This is a genomic window from Photorhabdus noenieputensis, assembly GCF_018448935.1.
Taxonomy (GTDB): domain Bacteria; phylum Pseudomonadota; class Gammaproteobacteria; order Enterobacterales; family Enterobacteriaceae; genus Photorhabdus; species Photorhabdus noenieputensis.
On sequence record NZ_RCWC01000046.1, the window covers coordinates 1 to 18,216 of the forward strand.

Annotated in this window: 11 protein-coding genes and 1 pseudogene; 7 read left to right on the forward strand and 5 right to left on the reverse strand. The window is 49.4% G+C overall.

Going from position 1 to position 18,216, the window contains the following annotated elements; all coding sequences use genetic code 11:
- The 7 genes and pseudogenes from EAE91_RS21550 to EAE91_RS21580 form a co-directional block, all read left to right on the forward strand.
- A partial coding sequence (locus EAE91_RS21550; protein WP_214090272.1) for a transposase domain-containing protein occupies positions 1 to 197 on the forward strand: 197 nt, incomplete at its 5' end.
- A 173-nt stretch (positions 198 to 370) separates the two neighbouring features.
- Positions 371 to 523 carry a hypothetical protein gene (locus EAE91_RS21560; protein ID WP_214090282.1) on the forward strand — a complete coding sequence of 51 codons (153 nt, stop codon included), beginning with the start codon at positions 371 to 373 and terminating at the stop codon, positions 521 to 523.
- Positions 524 to 538: 15 nt separating this feature from the next.
- Positions 539 to 859, forward strand: coding sequence for a DUF7716 domain-containing protein (locus EAE91_RS21565; protein WP_214090273.1), 321 nt, complete (start codon positions 539 to 541; stop codon positions 857 to 859).
- A gap of 530 nt (positions 860 to 1,389) precedes the next feature.
- Entirely contained in the window at positions 1,390 to 2,052 is a 663-nt protein-coding gene (locus EAE91_RS21570; RefSeq protein ID WP_244868981.1) for an Imm43 family immunity protein, read from the forward strand.
- A 1,228-nt stretch (positions 2,053 to 3,280) separates the two neighbouring features.
- Positions 3,281 to 3,334, forward strand: a pseudogene (locus tag EAE91_RS25120) (hypothetical protein); the annotation flags it as partial.
- 21 nt (positions 3,335 to 3,355) lie between these two features.
- Positions 3,356 to 3,832, forward strand: coding sequence for a hypothetical protein (locus EAE91_RS21575; protein WP_247982943.1), 477 nt, complete (start codon positions 3,356 to 3,358; stop codon positions 3,830 to 3,832).
- A complete protein-coding gene (locus EAE91_RS21580) occupies positions 3,829 to 4,098 on the forward strand; it encodes a hypothetical protein (protein WP_214090275.1) in 270 nt (89 codons plus the stop codon). The genes EAE91_RS21575 and EAE91_RS21580 overlap by 4 nt, the downstream gene beginning before the upstream one ends.
- A gap of 41 nt (positions 4,099 to 4,139) precedes the next feature.
- Here the strand turns inward: EAE91_RS21580 and EAE91_RS21585 are convergent, their stop codons facing one another.
- The 5 genes from EAE91_RS21585 to EAE91_RS21605 form a co-directional block, all read right to left on the reverse strand.
- Positions 4,140 to 4,337, reverse strand: a complete 198-nt coding sequence (locus tag EAE91_RS21585) for a DUF7706 family protein (RefSeq protein ID WP_214090276.1) — start codon at positions 4,335 to 4,337, stop codon at positions 4,140 to 4,142.
- Between the two features lie 296 nt (positions 4,338 to 4,633).
- Positions 4,634 to 11,806 carry a TcdA/TcdB pore-forming domain-containing protein gene (locus tag EAE91_RS21590; protein ID WP_214090277.1) on the reverse strand — a complete coding sequence of 2,391 codons (7,173 nt, stop codon included), beginning with the start codon at positions 11,804 to 11,806 and terminating at the stop codon, positions 4,634 to 4,636.
- 65 nt (positions 11,807 to 11,871) lie between these two features.
- Positions 11,872 to 14,061, reverse strand: a complete 2,190-nt coding sequence (locus EAE91_RS21595; RefSeq protein ID WP_244868982.1) for a type I secretion system permease/ATPase — start codon at positions 14,059 to 14,061, stop codon at positions 11,872 to 11,874.
- A complete protein-coding gene (locus EAE91_RS21600) occupies positions 14,061 to 15,488 on the reverse strand; it encodes an HlyD family type I secretion periplasmic adaptor subunit (RefSeq protein ID WP_339919572.1) in 1,428 nt (475 codons plus the stop codon). Before EAE91_RS21600 ends, EAE91_RS21595 begins: the two co-directional genes overlap by 1 nt.
- Positions 15,449 to 17,569, reverse strand: coding sequence for a type I secretion system permease/ATPase (locus EAE91_RS21605; protein ID WP_214090279.1), 2,121 nt, complete (start codon positions 17,567 to 17,569; stop codon positions 15,449 to 15,451). Before EAE91_RS21605 ends, EAE91_RS21600 begins: the two co-directional genes overlap by 40 nt.
- Positions 17,570 to 18,216 lie beyond the last annotated feature (647 nt).

Genomic DNA, 18,216 nt, shown 5'->3' on the forward strand with positions numbered 1-18,216 from the left:
GGCGAAAGAACTGGCTTTTTGCGGGTTCACTGGCCGCGGGGCAACGGGCGGCCATGATAATGAGCCTGCTGGAAACGGCCAAAGCCAACGGACATGAGCCCTGGGTCTGGTTACGTGATGTCCTCAGTCGGCTGCCTTCCTGGCCGAACAGCCGGTTGAATGAGCTGCTTCCCTGGCCTGATAATACCTTCAGTTAACATCCATCTTGTTGCTATCTGACAACGCAAGGTGAGTTCACCGGAACATTACGATTTACATTCAAGTAGCAGACCTAAGCATTTTAATGTAAACGTCCGGTCATCTCACCTTGTTCTTCCTCTCCGGCCCATGCACGCTACTGCTTCCTTATCTTCACCTGGAGACTGACACCATGAGCCGTAGCCGATATACCCCGGAACATTACGTTTACGAACTTATTCCAAGATCTCAACATCAAGCGCCTGGCGCTGTACAGAAAAGCCTTCATCCAAATCAGGAAGGAGGATTTAAAAAGTTAGGTAGTGGAAAATGTGGTGGACTATAAATAATGAGGTAGTTTATGAAGTTAGTTTCTATTTCTGATGTATTATCGACTCCAGAAAATAATTCCAGCGAGTGGTTTTGCTTGCCTCCAGATCAAAATAGTTGGACGTTAGAAACAGAAGGAGTTTTTTCTCTGAGTAGTGCTGATTTTCCACCTGATTCTGATGATTATTTACCTAAACAGGTAAAAGAAAACGGGTGGATTGAAGTTTTAGATGGAGGAACAATTGAAGAAGTAGTAGCTAATACTAAGGCCCAGTTAGACAATCCATCTCTCAATGATCTATTGGAGGCATTTATTTTTTATTTTGAAAATGATGCTTTTATAGAGTTTTAATTAGATGTGATATGAGCCGGAAAGATCCGTGTGATCTTCCGGCCGAATATGATACTTTTATGAAAGGAAAAATAAGCCCACGGTGGAAAGCGTTTAACGATTTTTTAATATGGTATTTTGACGAAAGCAACGTGGATGATATTTAAAGGTAATAGAATAATATCGATGTATAGATAAACAATCAGGGCCAGAAAGATCTTCCATGATCTTCCGACCTTATTATGATCTATTTTGGTGCATGCCCACGGTAAGCCAGCGCCGATTGGAGCTTATCGATGGTATATTTATAAGAGAATGAATCCAATGGTTTAATTCCGTCTCAAAAAAATCCAGTTTATTGTCAAGGTTATACTTCTTAGAAAATAAAATTTTCTTTATCCATGAGCAGGACAATATGATTGGAATGATTCTTAATGATGCTTTTCATCCATATGAAGAAAATATGACTTTAAAAACAATAATCAGATGGATATGAAAAATAAAATATGGTCTGGTCAAGTGTCTACAACCAAATGTGGGAGAGTAAATTAATGAATTATTATGTATTAATGAACGATTATAATTCTTCACTAATGCCAAGATATCTTCATGCTATAGTAGATACCGAAAAGCAAATTAATGAAAAATGGGATTATAAAGGCTCCAAGCATGATATACCTTATTATCTATTAGATAAGAAATGCCCTAACCCTTTGTATTTGTTATGCAATAAAAATATTGGTAAATTGGGGTTTAATTATTATCAACACAATATGGCTCATATCCTATCTGATAGATTTCTCGATATTATCAATGAGTTTAAATTAAGCGATCATGTTTTAAAAAAATTAATTGCGACATCTATTAAAGATGGAAAAACTATCAATAACTCATTAAATTATCTTTTTTTTACTGACAAGGAGTTATTTCTGAATGAAAAAAACTCAATATTAGAAAAAGATAAATATGGAAATTTAATTCCTCATAAATTATCTTTTCATAATGAATCATTCAATTATGATATTTTTTCAATACGGACTACTTTATTAGCAGAATTTATCTTTATTTCAGAAAAAGTAGCTAACAGATTAATTAAAGAAAATATCAAAGGAATAAAGCTAATTAAATTAGATGAAGTCTTGAATCACTATAGTGTAGATTTTAAGTACGACATTAAAGCTAATGTCAAAAAAGGGAAAATAAAATTATCCTAAGCTAATAGTAAAAAGCCGGAAAGATTCCCGTAATCTTTCAGTTTTGTTATTTTTATGTTTAAAACAAATAGATTACAGAGTTGGTCTTATATATTAAATATATAATTTAAAATCACAAAAATATAAAACAAATAAGAAGATAAACAAATGAATAATACAGAAAAATATAAATACAATATTAAATATATACATAGTAAATATTTTAGATATTTTATTCTGTTTATCTCTGAAATAGTAAAAACCGGAATCGCTTCCGGTTGGCTTCTTTCTTACCGTGGTGAATACCCATGCCACGCCGTCGGGTTAGTGTAATAGCAAGGCATCAAGGTAATCATCACGGATATACTGATGCAATACTCTGGATAAAATAAATCTACATCAATCAATTAATACCATATCGAAACAAGTAACTAACATTCAAAATATAGCTAAAAAAATATGGGCAATGGTAATATTATTAGATCCAAAGATAGGTATAACACTAATATTCAGGGGAAAGACGTAATTTTAAAAGTCAGACAAAGTATCTTTGATCTCTAGAGTAAAATTTTAGGATAATTTAATCTGGGAGAGATAATAAATTTTCATATGGAACCTGTTGAATTCTTCAAAAGTTCGGATTTTTTATCCGGTTTTATTGAAGAATTTAATGAATATGAAATTATTGATAATAAAGATATGGAACTAAAGCTTATTTTCGATCAAGACGTACCATGTAATTGTATGGTTTAGAGTGATTTTTTCTCTGATTTGGCATCCGAGTTTTATCTTCATGAGGATTATAAAAAAGCAGAAAAGGATATACTTGACAGAATAAAAATATCTACCTAGGTTCAAGTTAAAGAAAATATGAGAAAAAGAAAATGATATCTTATAAGAAAGAAACAAGGGTTAGTTGATAACATAGAATACGATAACTTTTCAAATGAAGCAAATGACGAATGTAATTACATGTTAAATATGACAAGCATTTGTCGATATTTATTTTCTTTTAATCAAAACTCTAAATTAGAAGAAATATTTTCTATATTTAAAAAAGGAGTTATGCCGTGCAGTATAAAAAAAGATAAAAAGACATGAGTTATTTTCAATCCTATTCTTTTGAAGAATAGTTAATAAAATTATAGATGAACTGCCCTCAAAAGCTAGATTCAACATTTAATGACTAGATTTTTGTGGGCAGTATGAAGACAATGAAAGCGGTTTATTTTATAATCGGCACCGTTATTACGAGAGGGAAATAGGCCAGTACTTATCGCCGGACCCGCTAAACTTAAGGGGTGGTGTAAGTCCTTATAGTTACGTGCATAATCCGGCGAACTGGATTGACCCATTCGGGTTAACTGGCTGTCCGGGGAATAAAGGGGAACCTCCGCACCCATATCAAGGAGTTAGAGATGCATCTGAATATTTGCAATCTATGGGAGTCGGCAGAAGTCAAAGAAAGCAGATCATTGACTCATTTGAACTTTCAGGAATGTCTGTACATAAAGCAGGTGATAGCCTTTATGGTGCACGCCTCCATGATTTTGGAAAAAGAACCCGACCTGAAGGGCAGTATGTATTTGAAACGTTCACTCCACAAACGAATAGAAGCGGGTTGGCATTACCGCCTGATTGGAATGGAATGACAGGGATTCAACAGTTTCAAATAAAACCGGGAACGACAATCATAAAAGGTAGAGCAGCACCACAATATGATTTCGGCCCTCAATATACTGGCGGTGCAGAGCAAATATTTGTACTTGAGCCGTGGAAATATGGATCTCTAATGAAATGAAAACTTCTGGCAAAACATTTTTGATTGATGCTCTTCAATTAGTTCAGGATACAATTGAACTACATCAAAGTGGAAAGAATGCACCATTATCTGTTAGTGCGTTAACTCAAGTAAAAAAAGAGTTAGAGGAAATGATAAGGGTTATGAATCCCCAAGTTTACAAGCCATCATATCCAAGATTTATTATGGATTGGCCTGATGAAAATGGGGTGATATCAACCTTAATTGATGTTGCTTATTTTTACCAAAAAATAAGAAAAGTCTAATTCAACTCAAAGCCGGAAAGATCTTCCGGCTTTCTGATGATCTACCGTGACGCATACCCACGGTAAGCCAGAGCGGATTGAAGCTTAGAAATCGCATCCTTAATCTGATAGGCTTCCTCGTCATTCACGGCACAGGCGCGTATCTCTGTCCAGTTCAATCGCTTAACCAGTTGGGCTAAGGCCAGCGCTTCAATGTGAGTTAACTGAATGTCCTGCAAATGTTCAATCACCACTTTCATTTTATCCTCTCCTTTTGCCCGCAAAACCGGTTATCAGCGTCCGCATCTGCTGCTTAATCTCCCGCCGTTGGGCCTATTGCGTAAATGTCCGTAAGAGTCCGGTCATCTCACCTTGTTCTTCCTCTCCGGTTCATGCACGCTACTGCTTCCTTATCTTCACCTGGAGACTGACACCATGAGCCGTAGCCGATATACCCCGGAACATTACGAACCTTTTGCGACACCTTCTTTTCAACGAGGTTTGTCAGCGGTCTGAGAAGGGACATTTCGCCCCTTCTGTTATTTCTGGTGCTACCTTAGAGCAGTGATGGCACCAGCACCGCTTGCGAAGTCTGACTGATTTGCGGCAGGTGCTCGCGAGCAGCGCCGGTATCAGGGAACGAAGCCATAGCCTCGCTCAGCTTGGCTAGGTTCGGTCTTGCCGCTCCCGGTACTGCGTCAACGGCATGGGTTGTGATGACGGGTTGCTTGCTGGCCCAAGACAGTTCCACCAGACCTTTCGTGGTGTAACCCTGTTGGGTAAAGCCTTCGATCAGGTGGTCCACGTTGATCACCAACGAGGAACCTTCCAGCTCGATTTGTAGATGCCGATGAGCCATAGGCTGGCTGCCAAATACTTGACGTACCACCACGGCCGTTCCATTGCTGGAATCGGTTAACATCAAGTCGTCATCGTGGCGGTTTACCAAGATGCTCTCTGGATCAGCCAATGGTAGGATCAAGCGGTCCAAGGCTTGGCCCCGGTCGTCGTTGTCAATGACTATCGTATGGTAATGGGACCACATCGCTTGGCTGAGGCGGTAGGTATCGCTATCAGCTCCGCCATGCAGCACCACGCTGTCGACACCGGCAATGAGCGGTGGCGTTAGATCATCTTTGCTGCCGCCAACTCCTCCGCCTTGAAGCAGAAGGGAAGAACCGATGCGCTCTACTCCCGTGAACTTGTTGAGCATTTGCGCATTGCCATCCTTGATTTGGTACAGCGCTTGGGTCGTCGGGCTGTACACATACGCTGCCTTTTCGCCTGCGGCGATCCCCACGAAGCTCAGATTATGCGAGACAGGGATGCCATTACCCGAAAATATCTGGCTGCTGTCGATATCGAACCAGCCTGGCTCCTTGTTGTCCTGCAAGGTCAGTATCCCTTTAGCCTGCCACTGGTCGGCGAGTTTGGTGAGTGCCTGCGGCAGTTGGGCCAAGTTGTTTTGTTGCCAGCCTTTGTTAACGCCAACTAGCTGCAACTCGCCGTTGTTGGTTCGCAGCAAGATCTCTCCCTTGACCGTCACCAGACGCATGCCGGTATCGACTTGTTGCGCTGCCTTAAGATGTAACTCGGGTGTTAACTCACTGGCAGAGGGAAGTTGTGCCGAGGCGCTAAGTATCTGGCCGGTGCCGCCAAAAGCCGTGGCTAACGCATTTGCGGTCATGACTGGTTGGCGATACAGCTTGCCGCTTTCGGGTTCGAAGAGCCGCGCAGAGGTGCCATCTGTTTCGAATCCCAGGAACTGCAACGACTTGCCCAACAGTGCCGCCGAAGCCACCACCACTTGGCCGTTGTGGTACCACACCGGCAGCAGGCTATCGCCGTCGGTGCTCTTGACTCCAAACACCGCCAGAGTGGCGCTGCTGTCGGTGATGTTAGACAGATCCTGCCACCAGTGGGTGCGCCCCTTGAGCCAATGCTCGTTAACCGCTTCGTAGTTAAGCTGCCCCCTCGCGTCGAGCCGGGCTACACGTCCATCTTCGGTGATAGCGAGCAAGCTACCGTTTAGGTTGACCAGATTAGCCAACGCTGGCGTGTTGATGCGTAATGCGCTGGGATGGTTGGCGTCGAGAACCGTCTGGCCGGGGCCTTCCTGACGGAACAGAACTTTTTGTTCCTTGCTGTAAAAGAAGAACACTTCCGTATCAGCGGGGCGGGGAATGCTGCCCGCCAACACGAGATCGGCCGGGATCGGCCAGGCACTGCGCGTCTGTTCGTGCACTTCAAAGTGTAAGGTCTGATCCGCCGGTGGTGCCAGATTCGGTTTGATCAACGTACCGTCGCTGGTGCGTATCCAGTAACGGTGCGGTACGCCAGCCGTATCCACGCCGAACACCGTGACCAGCGCCGCATTGGTCGGTTGGATCAGCCGTGCGCCCAGCGTATACGTCGGAGTTTCACGCTGTGTGCTATTGTTTTCGTAGCCTTGGAGTATGGTTTTGAGTTCATGACTATGCTGGCCGGTACGTGCCGAAAGCTGGAGTAGTGCATCATCCCCCACCGCACTGACCAACTCCATTCGGTCACCGAGGAGCCGATAGCTCAGTTCAGCTTCTTTTTTCTCCCTTAGCTGATAACGGCGCGTCAGGTAGATTGCATCCCCCTCTTGCCATAGCCGACTGAGCTGGCCCGCATTCTGGTTGAACCAAGGCTCAAACTGCGCGTCGGCCTGTCCGGTGGCAATGTCCACCCGCCATGCCGCCGCGTTGTCGGCGTCGTAGAAATAAGCATGATTGCCCATCACTGCACCTAGTTGGGCATGTCTGGCCTGTTCGTGGGTGGTGTCGGTGAACAGCATCCGCTCGTTGGCTACGTCGTAGAACGCCCGACCAACATCACGCCCGTTGTGGTTGTAGTTCTCTACCACCACATACTGCCCGTGCAACTGATGCGCCTTAGCTAGATCATTCAGGTGCTGCTCAATTTGTTGGCCGGGAACCTGCCACTTGTTCGCATCTTCGCTTACCACCTGAGTTGTCAGGTTGGCGAAGTCGACTTCGCGCACCTCGCCCTTGCGGTTTACCACCAGCACCTGCTCCTTCCGGGCCGGGTCGAGCTCGACTATCACCCCACCAACAACCAGTCGGTTCTGCGTGATGTTGATGCTGTCACTGGCGAGTTGGCTGCTATCGATGATCCAACGCGACGGCGCACTGCCGACCAGATTATGCGGAACATCGCTCGTGAGCTTCACGCTGGTGCCTTCGTTCAGGCCGATCATGTACTCGCCACCTGCGCCCTTGATTTCGTAGTGCAGATAGCCATGCAGTTCCTTGGGCAGCTCAGGCACTACTAGTTGCCGATTGCGCTGGTCGAGCACCACTTCGATGGGTGTCGCCACATACTCTTGATGAATCCTACGGATCGTAACCTCCCCCGGAAAGATGTAGAAATCGTAGTCGAACCGCTTATCTTCTTCAAGCCTGCGGATCACATCAAAACCGGCATCATGACGCGTAGTTGCGCCAGGGAGCTGCATGTATTCGTAACTGATGAAGGATTTGGGGGTACCCGGCAGGATCAGCACGTTGCTGTCGCTGTGGTCGAGTCTGTGGGATACGTCCTTGTAACCGATTCCACTACGCACCTCGATCGCTTGGCTGCGGTCATGGACCATCTTTGGAAAGTCGCCGATCCAGAAGAAATAATTGATTCTTCCCGAACCGGTAGAGCCTGAATGGGTGCGGTAAATATACTGACTGTCGAAGTCGATCTGATTCTTGCGCAAATCCAGCGTTTTGATTACCGCCCCGGCCAGAGGTACCAGCACTTTCTTCTCATTGTCATACCGATAGCCATTACCTTTGTACGCCTTGTCGATTGTATCAAAGTAACGGCCTACCGCCTTGGCATCCTCGGCAACCGTACCAAAGGCTTGCGCCAGTGCCGTAAAGCCCACAGCGAGTCCGCCAAGGATCACGCCTCCGGAACCGAGTACAGCGCCTGCTGTTGAGGCACCGATCAAACCAGCGCCCACTCCAGCGGTACCGGTAACAAAGCTGGCCGAATCGAATGCCAACTGGGTTCCGAACACGGCTTTCTGCGTATCAGTTTCGGCATGGGCCAGCTCGTAGGCGTCCAACCCGACCGCGGCTCCGCTAAAGAGCACGCCAGCGCCTTCGTTGACGGTGTGCCCCAAGATGGAGGTAAAGTCCTTGAGTGAAGTTTCGGCTGCTACTACTTCACCGCGCAATGCCGTACGTACCAGTTCGGTGACCTTAGTCACGTCCTGTACGCCACCGTGAGCCATCTGGACGAGATTGAGATAGCTGTGGACTTTGAGCGCAGTGGCCAGATCAGGCGAAGCGATCCCACATGCCGCATCGTTGCGGTTCTTGTCGGCAAACCATTGGATCAATGTCTGTATCGCAAACCCGGCGTTTAGCCCATCAACTGGAGCAGCTTCACCGATACCGCCTTTGGGCTGTATCCGGCCGTGTTCGAGGGTGAAATGTTGGCCTAGGGTGAGCACCTGTTCATCGATGAAACGGCGGAATTCGATAAAGGTGGCATCGCCGCTGTTTACCCAACGAGTCTCCTCGGGTTGGTCGCGATTGATGAACTGGATTTGATAGCGGCCTTCGCCTTGATCCTCGGTATTGCCAATCACTGGCATCCAGCGCTGGTCAAGGTTGTTTTCTTGGGCGAGCCGTGTACTGGCCTCGGCGAACTTTGCCCCCCACTGTTCGGCATCGAGGGTCGCCAATGCAGTGTGCAACCGGGTGTCCTTGGTAATCCGTACTTGGGCGTTAATCGCCTGCTCAACCTGCCGCCGTTGCTCTATGACCGAGGTTAGTTCATCGGACCGGGTCAGGTCGGCTACGTTCAGGTTGTTACCCACCGGCACCTTTGCCATCTTGCTGGCATCGATCTCTACCAAGTTGAAGATAGGGGCTAACTCGCCGCCAAGCGAACCATAGTGGGCGGCCAGTTTGCGTCCCACTAAGTGATTCTTCATAGCCTGTAAAAAGTTGCTTGTATTGTTGAAGGCAAAAATCCCGACATTCGGATCATAGAAATAGTAACGATGTCCTTCGGGCCCGACCGTACTTCCCACCATCATCGAGTGATTTGGGGTATTGAGCGCGAACGTTGAGGTCTTAGTCGTCTTTTTCAGCAGGGAAACCACTTCGGACAATTTAAACTGTCCCCTTGCTGTTGACGCCTGTACGGCCTCAAGGTTATCGGAGTGCAATTTGATCAGACTGTTTTTCAGCAGTGTGGAACTGTCTGCGTGGGGATCGGCGGCAGCCAGGAACAGTTTTTCCACCAGATTGTTGATACCCGCTTCGCCGCTGTTAGCCAGCGCCACCGCCATTGCTCTGACCAAGGGATAGCAACGGCCGCCGGATTTGTCGCCGACCAGTGACAGGTAAAAGTCTTGTGGTGCCAGACGGTCGAAGCTACTACCAGTGAGGTGAAAATCCTCGCTGTACACTGCCGTCCACTTCAATACCTTATCGATGTATTCTGCTTGACTGGTTTCAGTGATGTGAGCGCTCAAGGCACCTTGTTGCTCGGGAGTGAGCTGGCCTTTGAGAAACAAGATCTTCATCTCCAAGGCTGACATCCTGTCGTACATTCCAGGGATGCTAATATCGCGGAAGTTACGCTGACCATCGGTAAACGTGGTGCCATGTACACGATGTTGGTAAGCTTCGGAGATCGCATAACGCTCGCCTATGCTACTGGTATGCTCCGGTCTACTGTTCTGGATGGATGTATTGTCGATCCGCACCACGGCAGCTATGCCGTCCTTGGACTTGATCTGCTGCCATAACCAGCTTTGTTCGACGAAGCTCGCTTCACGCAGAACCGTATCGTATTGCGCCTTGTAATACTCTAGAGTGATATTGATCTGTTTTATCTGTTGGTCGATTAGGTTGTGCTGAGAGCTATTGCGTTGCTCCTCATAGAGTTTGCTTCGTTTGTCTACTAGCTGTTTGATGTTCGCGTTGATCCTGTCGTCAACTTCGGCATGTAACTTAGTCCACGCGGCAATTGCTGGATGATCAGGAGAAAATTCACCCTCTGTGTATACACCGTCAGCGATCCCTTCGACTGACACTCCGAACTGGGCAGCGATTTTCTTTAGTCGTTGGTGAACTTGCTCACGGTAAATGGCGAATTGAGCTTGGTTACGTTCAGTCACTTGACTGTCTGCGATCTGGATAGAGAGTGGTTCCTCGTCGCTACGTAACTTTAGCCGAAGCATCTGGCCGTCTTGCTGATACTTTTGACGCTGGAACACTAATTGCCATTCGTCATTGACGTACTGCATGTATGCCACGGCGAGGCCGTCGGTGGTGGCAGCTACCCGGTAATCGTTGTAGTCCACAGCCATCACCACGTTATCGTATAACAGCGAACTGTTGACTCGGCCATCGTGGTAGACCCGGTAGGTATTGGCATCGAGGTTGGTCACCACTACTGAGCCGCCCGATAGCGTTCCGGTAAACAGAAAGCTCCCCGCGATCGCATGCTTAGGAATATCTACGTAGGCTGGCGATGCATTGGCCTGATCGGCGCTGTCGTAGTCGAGAAAATACGCGGGTATGCTGTTAGCGCCTGCTGCGACATCATCATTAGCGCTTCGATCGGTGTATTCTAGCTCGTACAAACCTGATGCGATTTTCACTAGCTGGGCGTTCCCTTCTGCTGGGAAACTCTCCGACCTGATTAATGTCTCGGCACTGATAGTGTTGGATTTGGCGAACAACACAGGATCGGCGGCGAACTGATGGATATCGGCGCTGCCCTGACGAGTCTCAGAATCGCCACCCATTGGTGCCAGCGTCCCCTTGAGTTCGCTATCCCGTAGTGCTTGTGAGAGCAACGCCGGGTTGTGTACATCGTACCCGCGCGTCTGCAAGGTATGCGCCAAAGCTTTCTCGATTGGAATATCGGTCAGCAAGGACTGTGTACCTGCTGCCGCAATCAGTTGTGCTCGGGACTGACCGTGGCTGCTCGATCCACCCGCGGCCGTTTCAGAATAGGAAATGCCCTTGCCCACGCGATACATACCAGTCGGGGTGTGTTCGACAAAGGCTGTCGCCGGTAACAGTTCGCTAAGCTTTTCGCTGATGGTTTGAGCATGCTCGATCCCGGCTCTGGAAAGGTAGATCACAGCTTGGTCGGTACGGCTGCCCAGATTTTTCGGTCCCATGATCTTGGCCTGCTCCAGCCAGCCGCGATTGTCATCATTGAACAACTGGGGCAACGCCCGGGCAAGCAAGTTGAAATGCGCCTTGCTAACGTTGATGGTCAGCCGCGCACCAAGCTTGCCGCGGGTGCCATAACGTTGTGCAAAATCCTTGGGCAGCATCCGGAAAGCTTCGGCATTGCCTAAGGCGTCATCCGTTTGCGAAGATAGCGCTGTTTTCTCATTGCCTTGTACCAAGATGTCGATTGTCGTGATGCGTGTCGCCAGTGTCTTGATATAACTGACAAATGCCTGTTGCTCGCTTGTGTCGAGGCTACTGATGTTGACCGGTCTGTCATTACTGTAGCGCCAATAAGCGTTGCTCTCCAGCGCCCGTTCCAGCATTTTCTGGTGCTGGAGCAATTCGGGACTCCACTTGCGACCATTTTCACGGAACCCCTTCTTGATCTCTTGGACCAGTGTTTGGATTTTCGGTTTGCTCTTCATCTCTCTAAAGGTCGCTTGCGCGGATGCGAGCAGTGATTGATAGCTGTTACTGGGCATAATGGTTCTCCTTAGGAAAATCCTACTTTGATATTTACGGATTACAACGCTTCAAGAATGGCTGGCTATGGTGGGCACGGCTGGTCGTCTGCGAGCTGAGAATCTTTCATCTGTAAGGTCCACAGTCGAGCATAAAGTCCGTCCAAGGCGAGCAGTTGCTCGTGGCTGCCTTGTTCGACCACTTGACCTTGGTCGATCACCAGAATCCGCTGAGCATGGCGCAGGGTATTAAGACGATGGGCGACGCTGATCACTGTACGGCCTTGCGCTATGCGCTGTAGGTTAGCCATTACCGCCGCTTCCGACTCGTAGTCTAGGGCGCTAGTGGCTTCATCTAGCAGCAGTATTCCCGGATTGGTCAGCAACGCTCGGGCCAGGGCGATGCGTTGGCGTTGCCCGCCGGAAAGCTGGCCGCCGCGTTCGCCGACTTGGGTTTCATAGCCCCGGTCCAGCGCCTTGATAAAACCATCGGCACCGGCCAAAGTTGCTGCTTCATACACCTCCGCATCGCTGGCTTGGGGGCGGCACAAACGGATGTTCTCGGCGATGGTGCCAGCAAACAACACGCTTTCTTGCAGCACTACGCTCATGTTGCGACGCAGTGCCACCGGATCGGCGATCGCCAAATCGATCCCATCCACCAACACTTGGCCGTGTTGGGGCACATAGAGGCGCTGTAACAGCCGGGCTAGGGTGGATTTGCCTGAGCCGGACGGCCCTGTGATGCCGATAAATTCGCCGGGATGAATCTCGATATTGAGGTTGCGTAACACCTCCTGACCATCCTCGTTGTAGCGAAAGCGAACTCCCTTGAAGCTCACCCCTCCCTGTAGCTTGGGTACGGAGGCCAGGCCGCCATTGCCACTTTCTCCCTCTTCATCGAGAATGTCGCCGATCCTGCGCATCGAGATCAGGGTGTGCTGGAAATCCTGACAGATCTGGGCCAGACGCAGGATCGGTTGGGTCACGTGTTCCGAGAGCATGTTGAAAGCCACCAGCTCCCCTGGGCTGAGTTTACCCTCCATTACCAGAGTAACGCCCCACAACAGCAGTAGGGCGGAAGTCAGCTTCTGGATTAAGTTGATTCCCTGACCAGCCAAGATCCCCACCACTTTGGCGCGGAATGAGGCGCGGACGAAAGCAGATAGCTGCCGCTCCCAGAGGTGTAGGAAGCCGGCTTCGGTGGCATTGGTTTTGATGGTTTCAATACCGGTGACCGACTCGGTAAGAAAGGCGGTGTTGTCGGCCCCTAGCTCATACTCGCGCAATACCCGGGCGCGTAGCACGGGCCCGACACACAGCCAAAACAGGAAGTAGATCACCAAGGAACCGAGCACCAGCCAGGTGAGCTCGGTGGCGTAGGAGAACATCACGGCCACAAACAGACCGACAAAGGCCAGATCCAACACCATAGTCAACGCCGAACCGGTGAGGAACTGACGGATTTGGTTCATCTCGCGCACCCGGGCGATGATCTCACCGGTCTGACGTTGCTGGAAATAGCCCATAGGCAGTGTCACCAGGTGCTGATAGAGGCGGCTGGAAAGCTCGGAGTTGACCTTGCTGGCGAGGTTGGTGAATAGCCAAGAACGAAGGAAGCCATAGACGGGCTCGAACAGAGCCAGCGTCAACATGGCGATTCCTAGCACTTGCAGGCTAGATAGACTGCGGCTGACCAGTACCCGATCGATCACGTTCTCGAACAGTATGGGGGTCACTAGGGCGATCACTTGTAGCATCAGAGACACCAGGATCACGTTCCTAAACTGGCTGACATGCTTGAGGATGGAAGGCACGAACCAGCCGAAGCCAAACCGTTGTCTTTTTGGCTGCTCGGTCATCTCTGCCAGCAGCACGGCGCTGCCTTGCCAATGGTTCGCGAAGACAGTTCGGGGATAGCGACATGTGTTACCTATGCTTGGCTGATACAAGGTAACGAATTCACCCTCGACTCTTTCTAGTACCTGCCAGCCCTGTTCCGTATCCAGCAGGATAGGAAGGGGCAGGGTATCAAAACGGCTGATATCTGTGGTGATACGTCGTGCTCTCAGACCGATCCACTGGGCACAGCGGCATAGATCCTGGCTGTCCGAGACCCCTTGGGTGCGCCCGAGACGGTGGATAAGTTGTTCCGGCTCCACCGCTAAGTTGAAATGGTGGGCGGCATGGGTCAGGGCCAGGAGGCCGCCATCCGTTACGGACTTGGACTCGTCTACGATGGTCGGTTCCGACAGAATAGATTCGATGATTGACATTATCGTTCCCTCAATGCTTCGGATTGGTACTGTTGCAGTGGGCTAAGTAGGTAGTCGATCACCCGCCGATCACCGGTGCGGATTTCTGCGGTAATACTCATGCCTGCCTGTAGCGGTACCTCATGCTCGTCCACTGTGATGGAGGCGCGTTCCATCCGGATTTGGGCGGGGAATACCAGACCTAGCCGCTCATCCTTGACTGCATCTTTAGAGACGTAGGCGACCTTACCCCGTATAGTGCCATAGCGGGTATAGGGAAATGAGTCGACTTTAATCTCCACTGGTTGACCCGTGCGCACGAATCCCACATCCTTGTTCAACACCATCACCTCGGCTTCCAAGGGGGTATCATCGGGCACGATCACCATGAGTTGCTGGGCAGATTGCACTACACCTCCCAAGGTGTGGATCGCTAGCTGTTGCACCACGCCATCGACCGGTGCCCGTAGGCTCTGTAGCCGCTGTTTTTCGCCAGCCTTTATTAACTGCTGCGTCATCACCGCAATGGCGGCCTGAGTTTCGTTCAACTGGTCGTAGTATTCCCGGTGGATCTTGGCTAGGTAGCGGTCCCGGCTCTCCTCTAGTACCTGATATTGTGCCTTGAGAACGGCCAGCTCGGCGTGCTGTTGAGAAAGGGTGCGTTCGATCTCTAGCTTCTCCTTTTCCTGCTCCAGTAGCTCGACTTTTGGCAGTAGTTTGCTGGCGGCCAAGGTACGACGGGCCTCAAGACGCACTTTGATATTGGTTAGCAGTTTCTCCAGCTCAGTGATATCGGCGTTACGTGCACTCTGGTTCGTTTGGTTAACGCTCATTTCTCCATCCAGACTTTCTAGATTGGCGACCACTTCTTTCCAGACGCTGACCAAGTGCTCTCTAGCCAGCTCGATCTGTGCCTGCGGTATACCTTCTTGTACGGCGAAATGCGCAATGGGGGCATCGGTTAGCAGGGCCTGTAGTCTAGCTTGCTCCAATAGCTTGAAGTTTAGTTGCTCCTGCCGCTCTTTCAGTTCGGCCTCGGCTCCTATGGGGTTGAGTTTGATCAGCACATTCCCTGCCTTCACTCTTTGTCCGTCACGCACGTGAATCGCCACAATCTCGCCGGCTTCAAGGGACTGGATCACTTTAGAGTGACTGGACACTAATAGCTTGCCTGCGGCGTTAGCATGGATGTCTAGGTGACCGACGATGGACCAGAGCAGAACTACCAGCAGAAACAGGGTCAGTGCCATTGCCGTACACCTTGCCCAAGGAGCCGGAGGACGTTCAACGATCTCCAGGTAGCCGGGCTGAAACTCGTACTCGTCACGGGTACGCTTTGCCGCTTTAGGAATGCTACGCTCCCGATGCCAGGCTAGAAGGATGGTTTTTAGGTGCTTCTTGAATGACATCACTCTGCCTCTTTTCGTAATTCTTGCTGTATCTGCCATAGCCTGGCGTAGCAGCCGCCTTTAGCCAGCAACTGGTGATGGTTGCCCGATTCGGTGATAAGGCCCTGCTCCAAAGTAATGATGCGGTCACAGTGACGTACCGTGGACAGGCGGTGGGCAATGGTGATGACGGTGCGCCCCAGAGCGATTTCGGCCATGTTGGCTTGGATTAGCGCTTGGGATTCGTCATCGAGGGCACTGGTCGCCTCGTCGAAGATCAAGATCCTAGGGTCGGCCATCAGTGCACGGGCGATGGCAATGCGCTGGCGTTGTCCTCCTGATAGAGAGCTGCCAGCTTCGGCCAGTACCGTGTCATAACCCAGAGGCAGTTGCAGGATAAAGTCATGCGCACCCGCCAGCTTGGCGACGGCCATCACCTTCTCCAGCGAGGCGGAGGGGTCTTTGAGCGCTATGTTGTGGCGCACACTACGGTTGAACAGGTAGTTCTCCTGTAGTACCACCCCAATCTGGCTGCGCAGGTAGTCGGGGTCCAGTCGATGCAGGGGAATGCCGTCGATCAAAATCTCCCCTTCGTCCGGAGCGTAGAGCTTCTGTAATAAGCGGGTCAGTGTACTCTTACCCGAACCGGAGGGGCCGACAATGCCTAAGTTCTCGCCGGACCTGATATGCAGGGTGATTCCCTGCAACACTGGGGCTTGGTGGGGCTGGTAGCGGAACATGAGGTTGCGTATTTGCAGATCGCCAGAGAGTGGTTGCTGAGGACGGATATTCCCCTGCTCCTGCTCGACAGGTAGGTTGAGTATGTCGCCGAGCTTGGCGACGGCGACCCGGGTTTGGACAAACTGTTGCCACAGGTCGATTAGCTTGGCGATGGGTTGGTTGACGTGGGACACCATCATGTTGAAAGCGATCAGTTGGCCGATGGTTAGCTCCAGAGAGATCACCATGTTGGCACCTAGCCAGATGATCCCGACGCCGGTCGTTTTCTGTAGCAGCATAACTCCGTGGCTGATGAAGCTGTTGAGGGTCTGAGTGCGGAAACCGGCTTCGACCATGTTTGCGGTCTGGGATTCCCAGCGCCGTTGCATCCTAGGTTCTACCGCCAGGCTCTTGATGGTTTCAGCGCCGCTGACGGACTCGTTCAGGAATGAGGTATTGAGGGCTGCCGTCTGGAACTGTTGTTCGATGCGCTGTTGCAGTGGCTTGGAGCTCAGGCAGGCTAGCAGAAAATAGAGTGGCAACACCGCTAGTACCACGCAGGTTAGGGACGGCGATAGCCAGGCCATTACCCCGAAGAAGACAAAGGCGGAGGCTAGGTCCACGCACAGGGTTAGCATGGAGCCGGTCAGGAAGTCACGAATGTTGTCGAGTTCTTGCACTCGGGTGATGATAGCGCCCACCTGACGGTGTTTGAAGTAGAGCAGGGGCAGGCCGAGTAGGTGCCGGAACAGCTTAATCCCCAGCGTGATATCGATGCGGTTGGCAGTGTGAGCAAAAAGATATTCACGCAGTCCCCGGAGTACCACTTCGAACAGCCCAACGACCACCAGCACTATCACCAGCACGTCCAGGGTGGACAACGCTTTGTGTACCAACACTTTGTCCATCACTACTTGGAAAAACAGAGGGGTGACCAGAGCAAGTAGCTGGAGCATCAGAGAAAAAAGCAGCACCTCGCCGAGGAGGCGGCGATGATGGATAAACGCAGGTATAAACCAAGAGACATCGAACCGGAGGGAAGCTTCTCGTAACTGGATCACTTCTCCGCTCCATCGGTCCTCTAGCTCGTTGATGGGGAGTATTTCGGGTGAAGCAGCATAAGGAGATTGGATCAGGGCTTGATCGGTAGAAAGGCACGCTAATACAACAAATTTCCCCTGTTTGTCGCGAAAGGCTAGGGGCAGTAACTTGGGAGTCAGCTTGGCGAGTTTTAAACGGCACAATGCCAGATCAACGTCATGTGCCTCGCTATATTCCTTTATTGCGAGTTTCAGTTTGCTATGGGAGGGCAAAGGTTGTGGTTCCTGAGTTTCACCTTTAGCTAATTGCAACAATAATCGGCAACAGTTAAGAGCAGATGGTAATGCATCGGCATCGGCGGATATATTTTCCCTATTCATTGTAATTTTCCCTCACGTGATACCATTCTCACGTTGTTGGCATAAAAAAATCTCTCCGCAAAATGATGTATTGCAGAGTTAATTAATAATAATTTGTATTAGGAGCGTAGGCTTTAATTCGACTATATGCCATCTCCATAGGTGGATGCAAGCTAAAGCTAATGAAAATTTAAGTTAATTAATCGATATTATCTTAAAAGATGGGAACGAAAATAAAATATCTCATTTTGGATCATAAAATGAATTATTTATTTCATTGTAGGACAGTTAGTGTCAAAAAAATGTTAATTTGTCGTTGCTAATGGATTGTGATTAATCGGAATGTAGTATTCATTGTCTGAATATATTGAATTGATATTAAACATATCCGTTTCTATTTTTTTTGGAGAGGCTAGAGGTTAGGCGAGAAATATTGGTAATGACTGTCAGTTGTAAAAGGGAGGTAGTGTAATAGTGATATATACCCGTCATCTTTCAAGTTGCCTCTTTGTTGACTGCACTCGTTCACCCCAGTCACATAGTTCTCTATGCTCCCGGGGATTCACTCCTTTGCCGTCGCGATGCATCTTGAAATCCATAGGGTATAATCAGGAATATTAAATAATCTAACCTTGATATGATAATCCGGTATATGTTGTTTATACCAA

Excerpts from the sequence above, each read along its gene's own strand:
- EAE91_RS21560 (WP_214090282.1), top strand. The coding sequence starts at position 371 with ATGAGCCGTAGCCGATATACCCCGGAACATTACGTTTACGAACTTATT.
- EAE91_RS21565 (WP_214090273.1), top strand. The coding sequence starts at position 539 with ATGAAGTTAGTTTCTATTTCTGATGTATTATCGACTCCAGAAAATAAT.
- EAE91_RS21570 (WP_244868981.1), top strand. The coding sequence starts at position 1,390 with ATGAATTATTATGTATTAATGAACGATTATAATTCTTCACTAATGCCA.
- EAE91_RS21580 (WP_214090275.1), top strand. The coding sequence starts at position 3,829 with ATGAAAACTTCTGGCAAAACATTTTTGATTGATGCTCTTCAATTAGTT.
- EAE91_RS21585 (WP_214090276.1), bottom strand. The coding sequence starts at position 4,337 with ATGAAAGTGGTGATTGAACATTTGCAGGACATTCAGTTAACTCACATT.
- EAE91_RS21590 (WP_214090277.1), bottom strand. The coding sequence starts at position 11,806 with ATGCCCAGTAACAGCTATCAATCACTGCTCGCATCCGCGCAAGCGACC.
- EAE91_RS21595 (WP_244868982.1), bottom strand. The coding sequence starts at position 14,061 with ATGTCAATCATCGAATCTATTCTGTCGGAACCGACCATCGTAGACGAG.
- EAE91_RS21600 (WP_339919572.1), bottom strand. The coding sequence starts at position 15,488 with ATGGCAGATACAGCAAGAATTACGAAAAGAGGCAGAGTGATGTCATTC.
- EAE91_RS21605 (WP_214090279.1), bottom strand. The coding sequence starts at position 17,569 with ATGAATAGGGAAAATATATCCGCCGATGCCGATGCATTACCATCTGCT.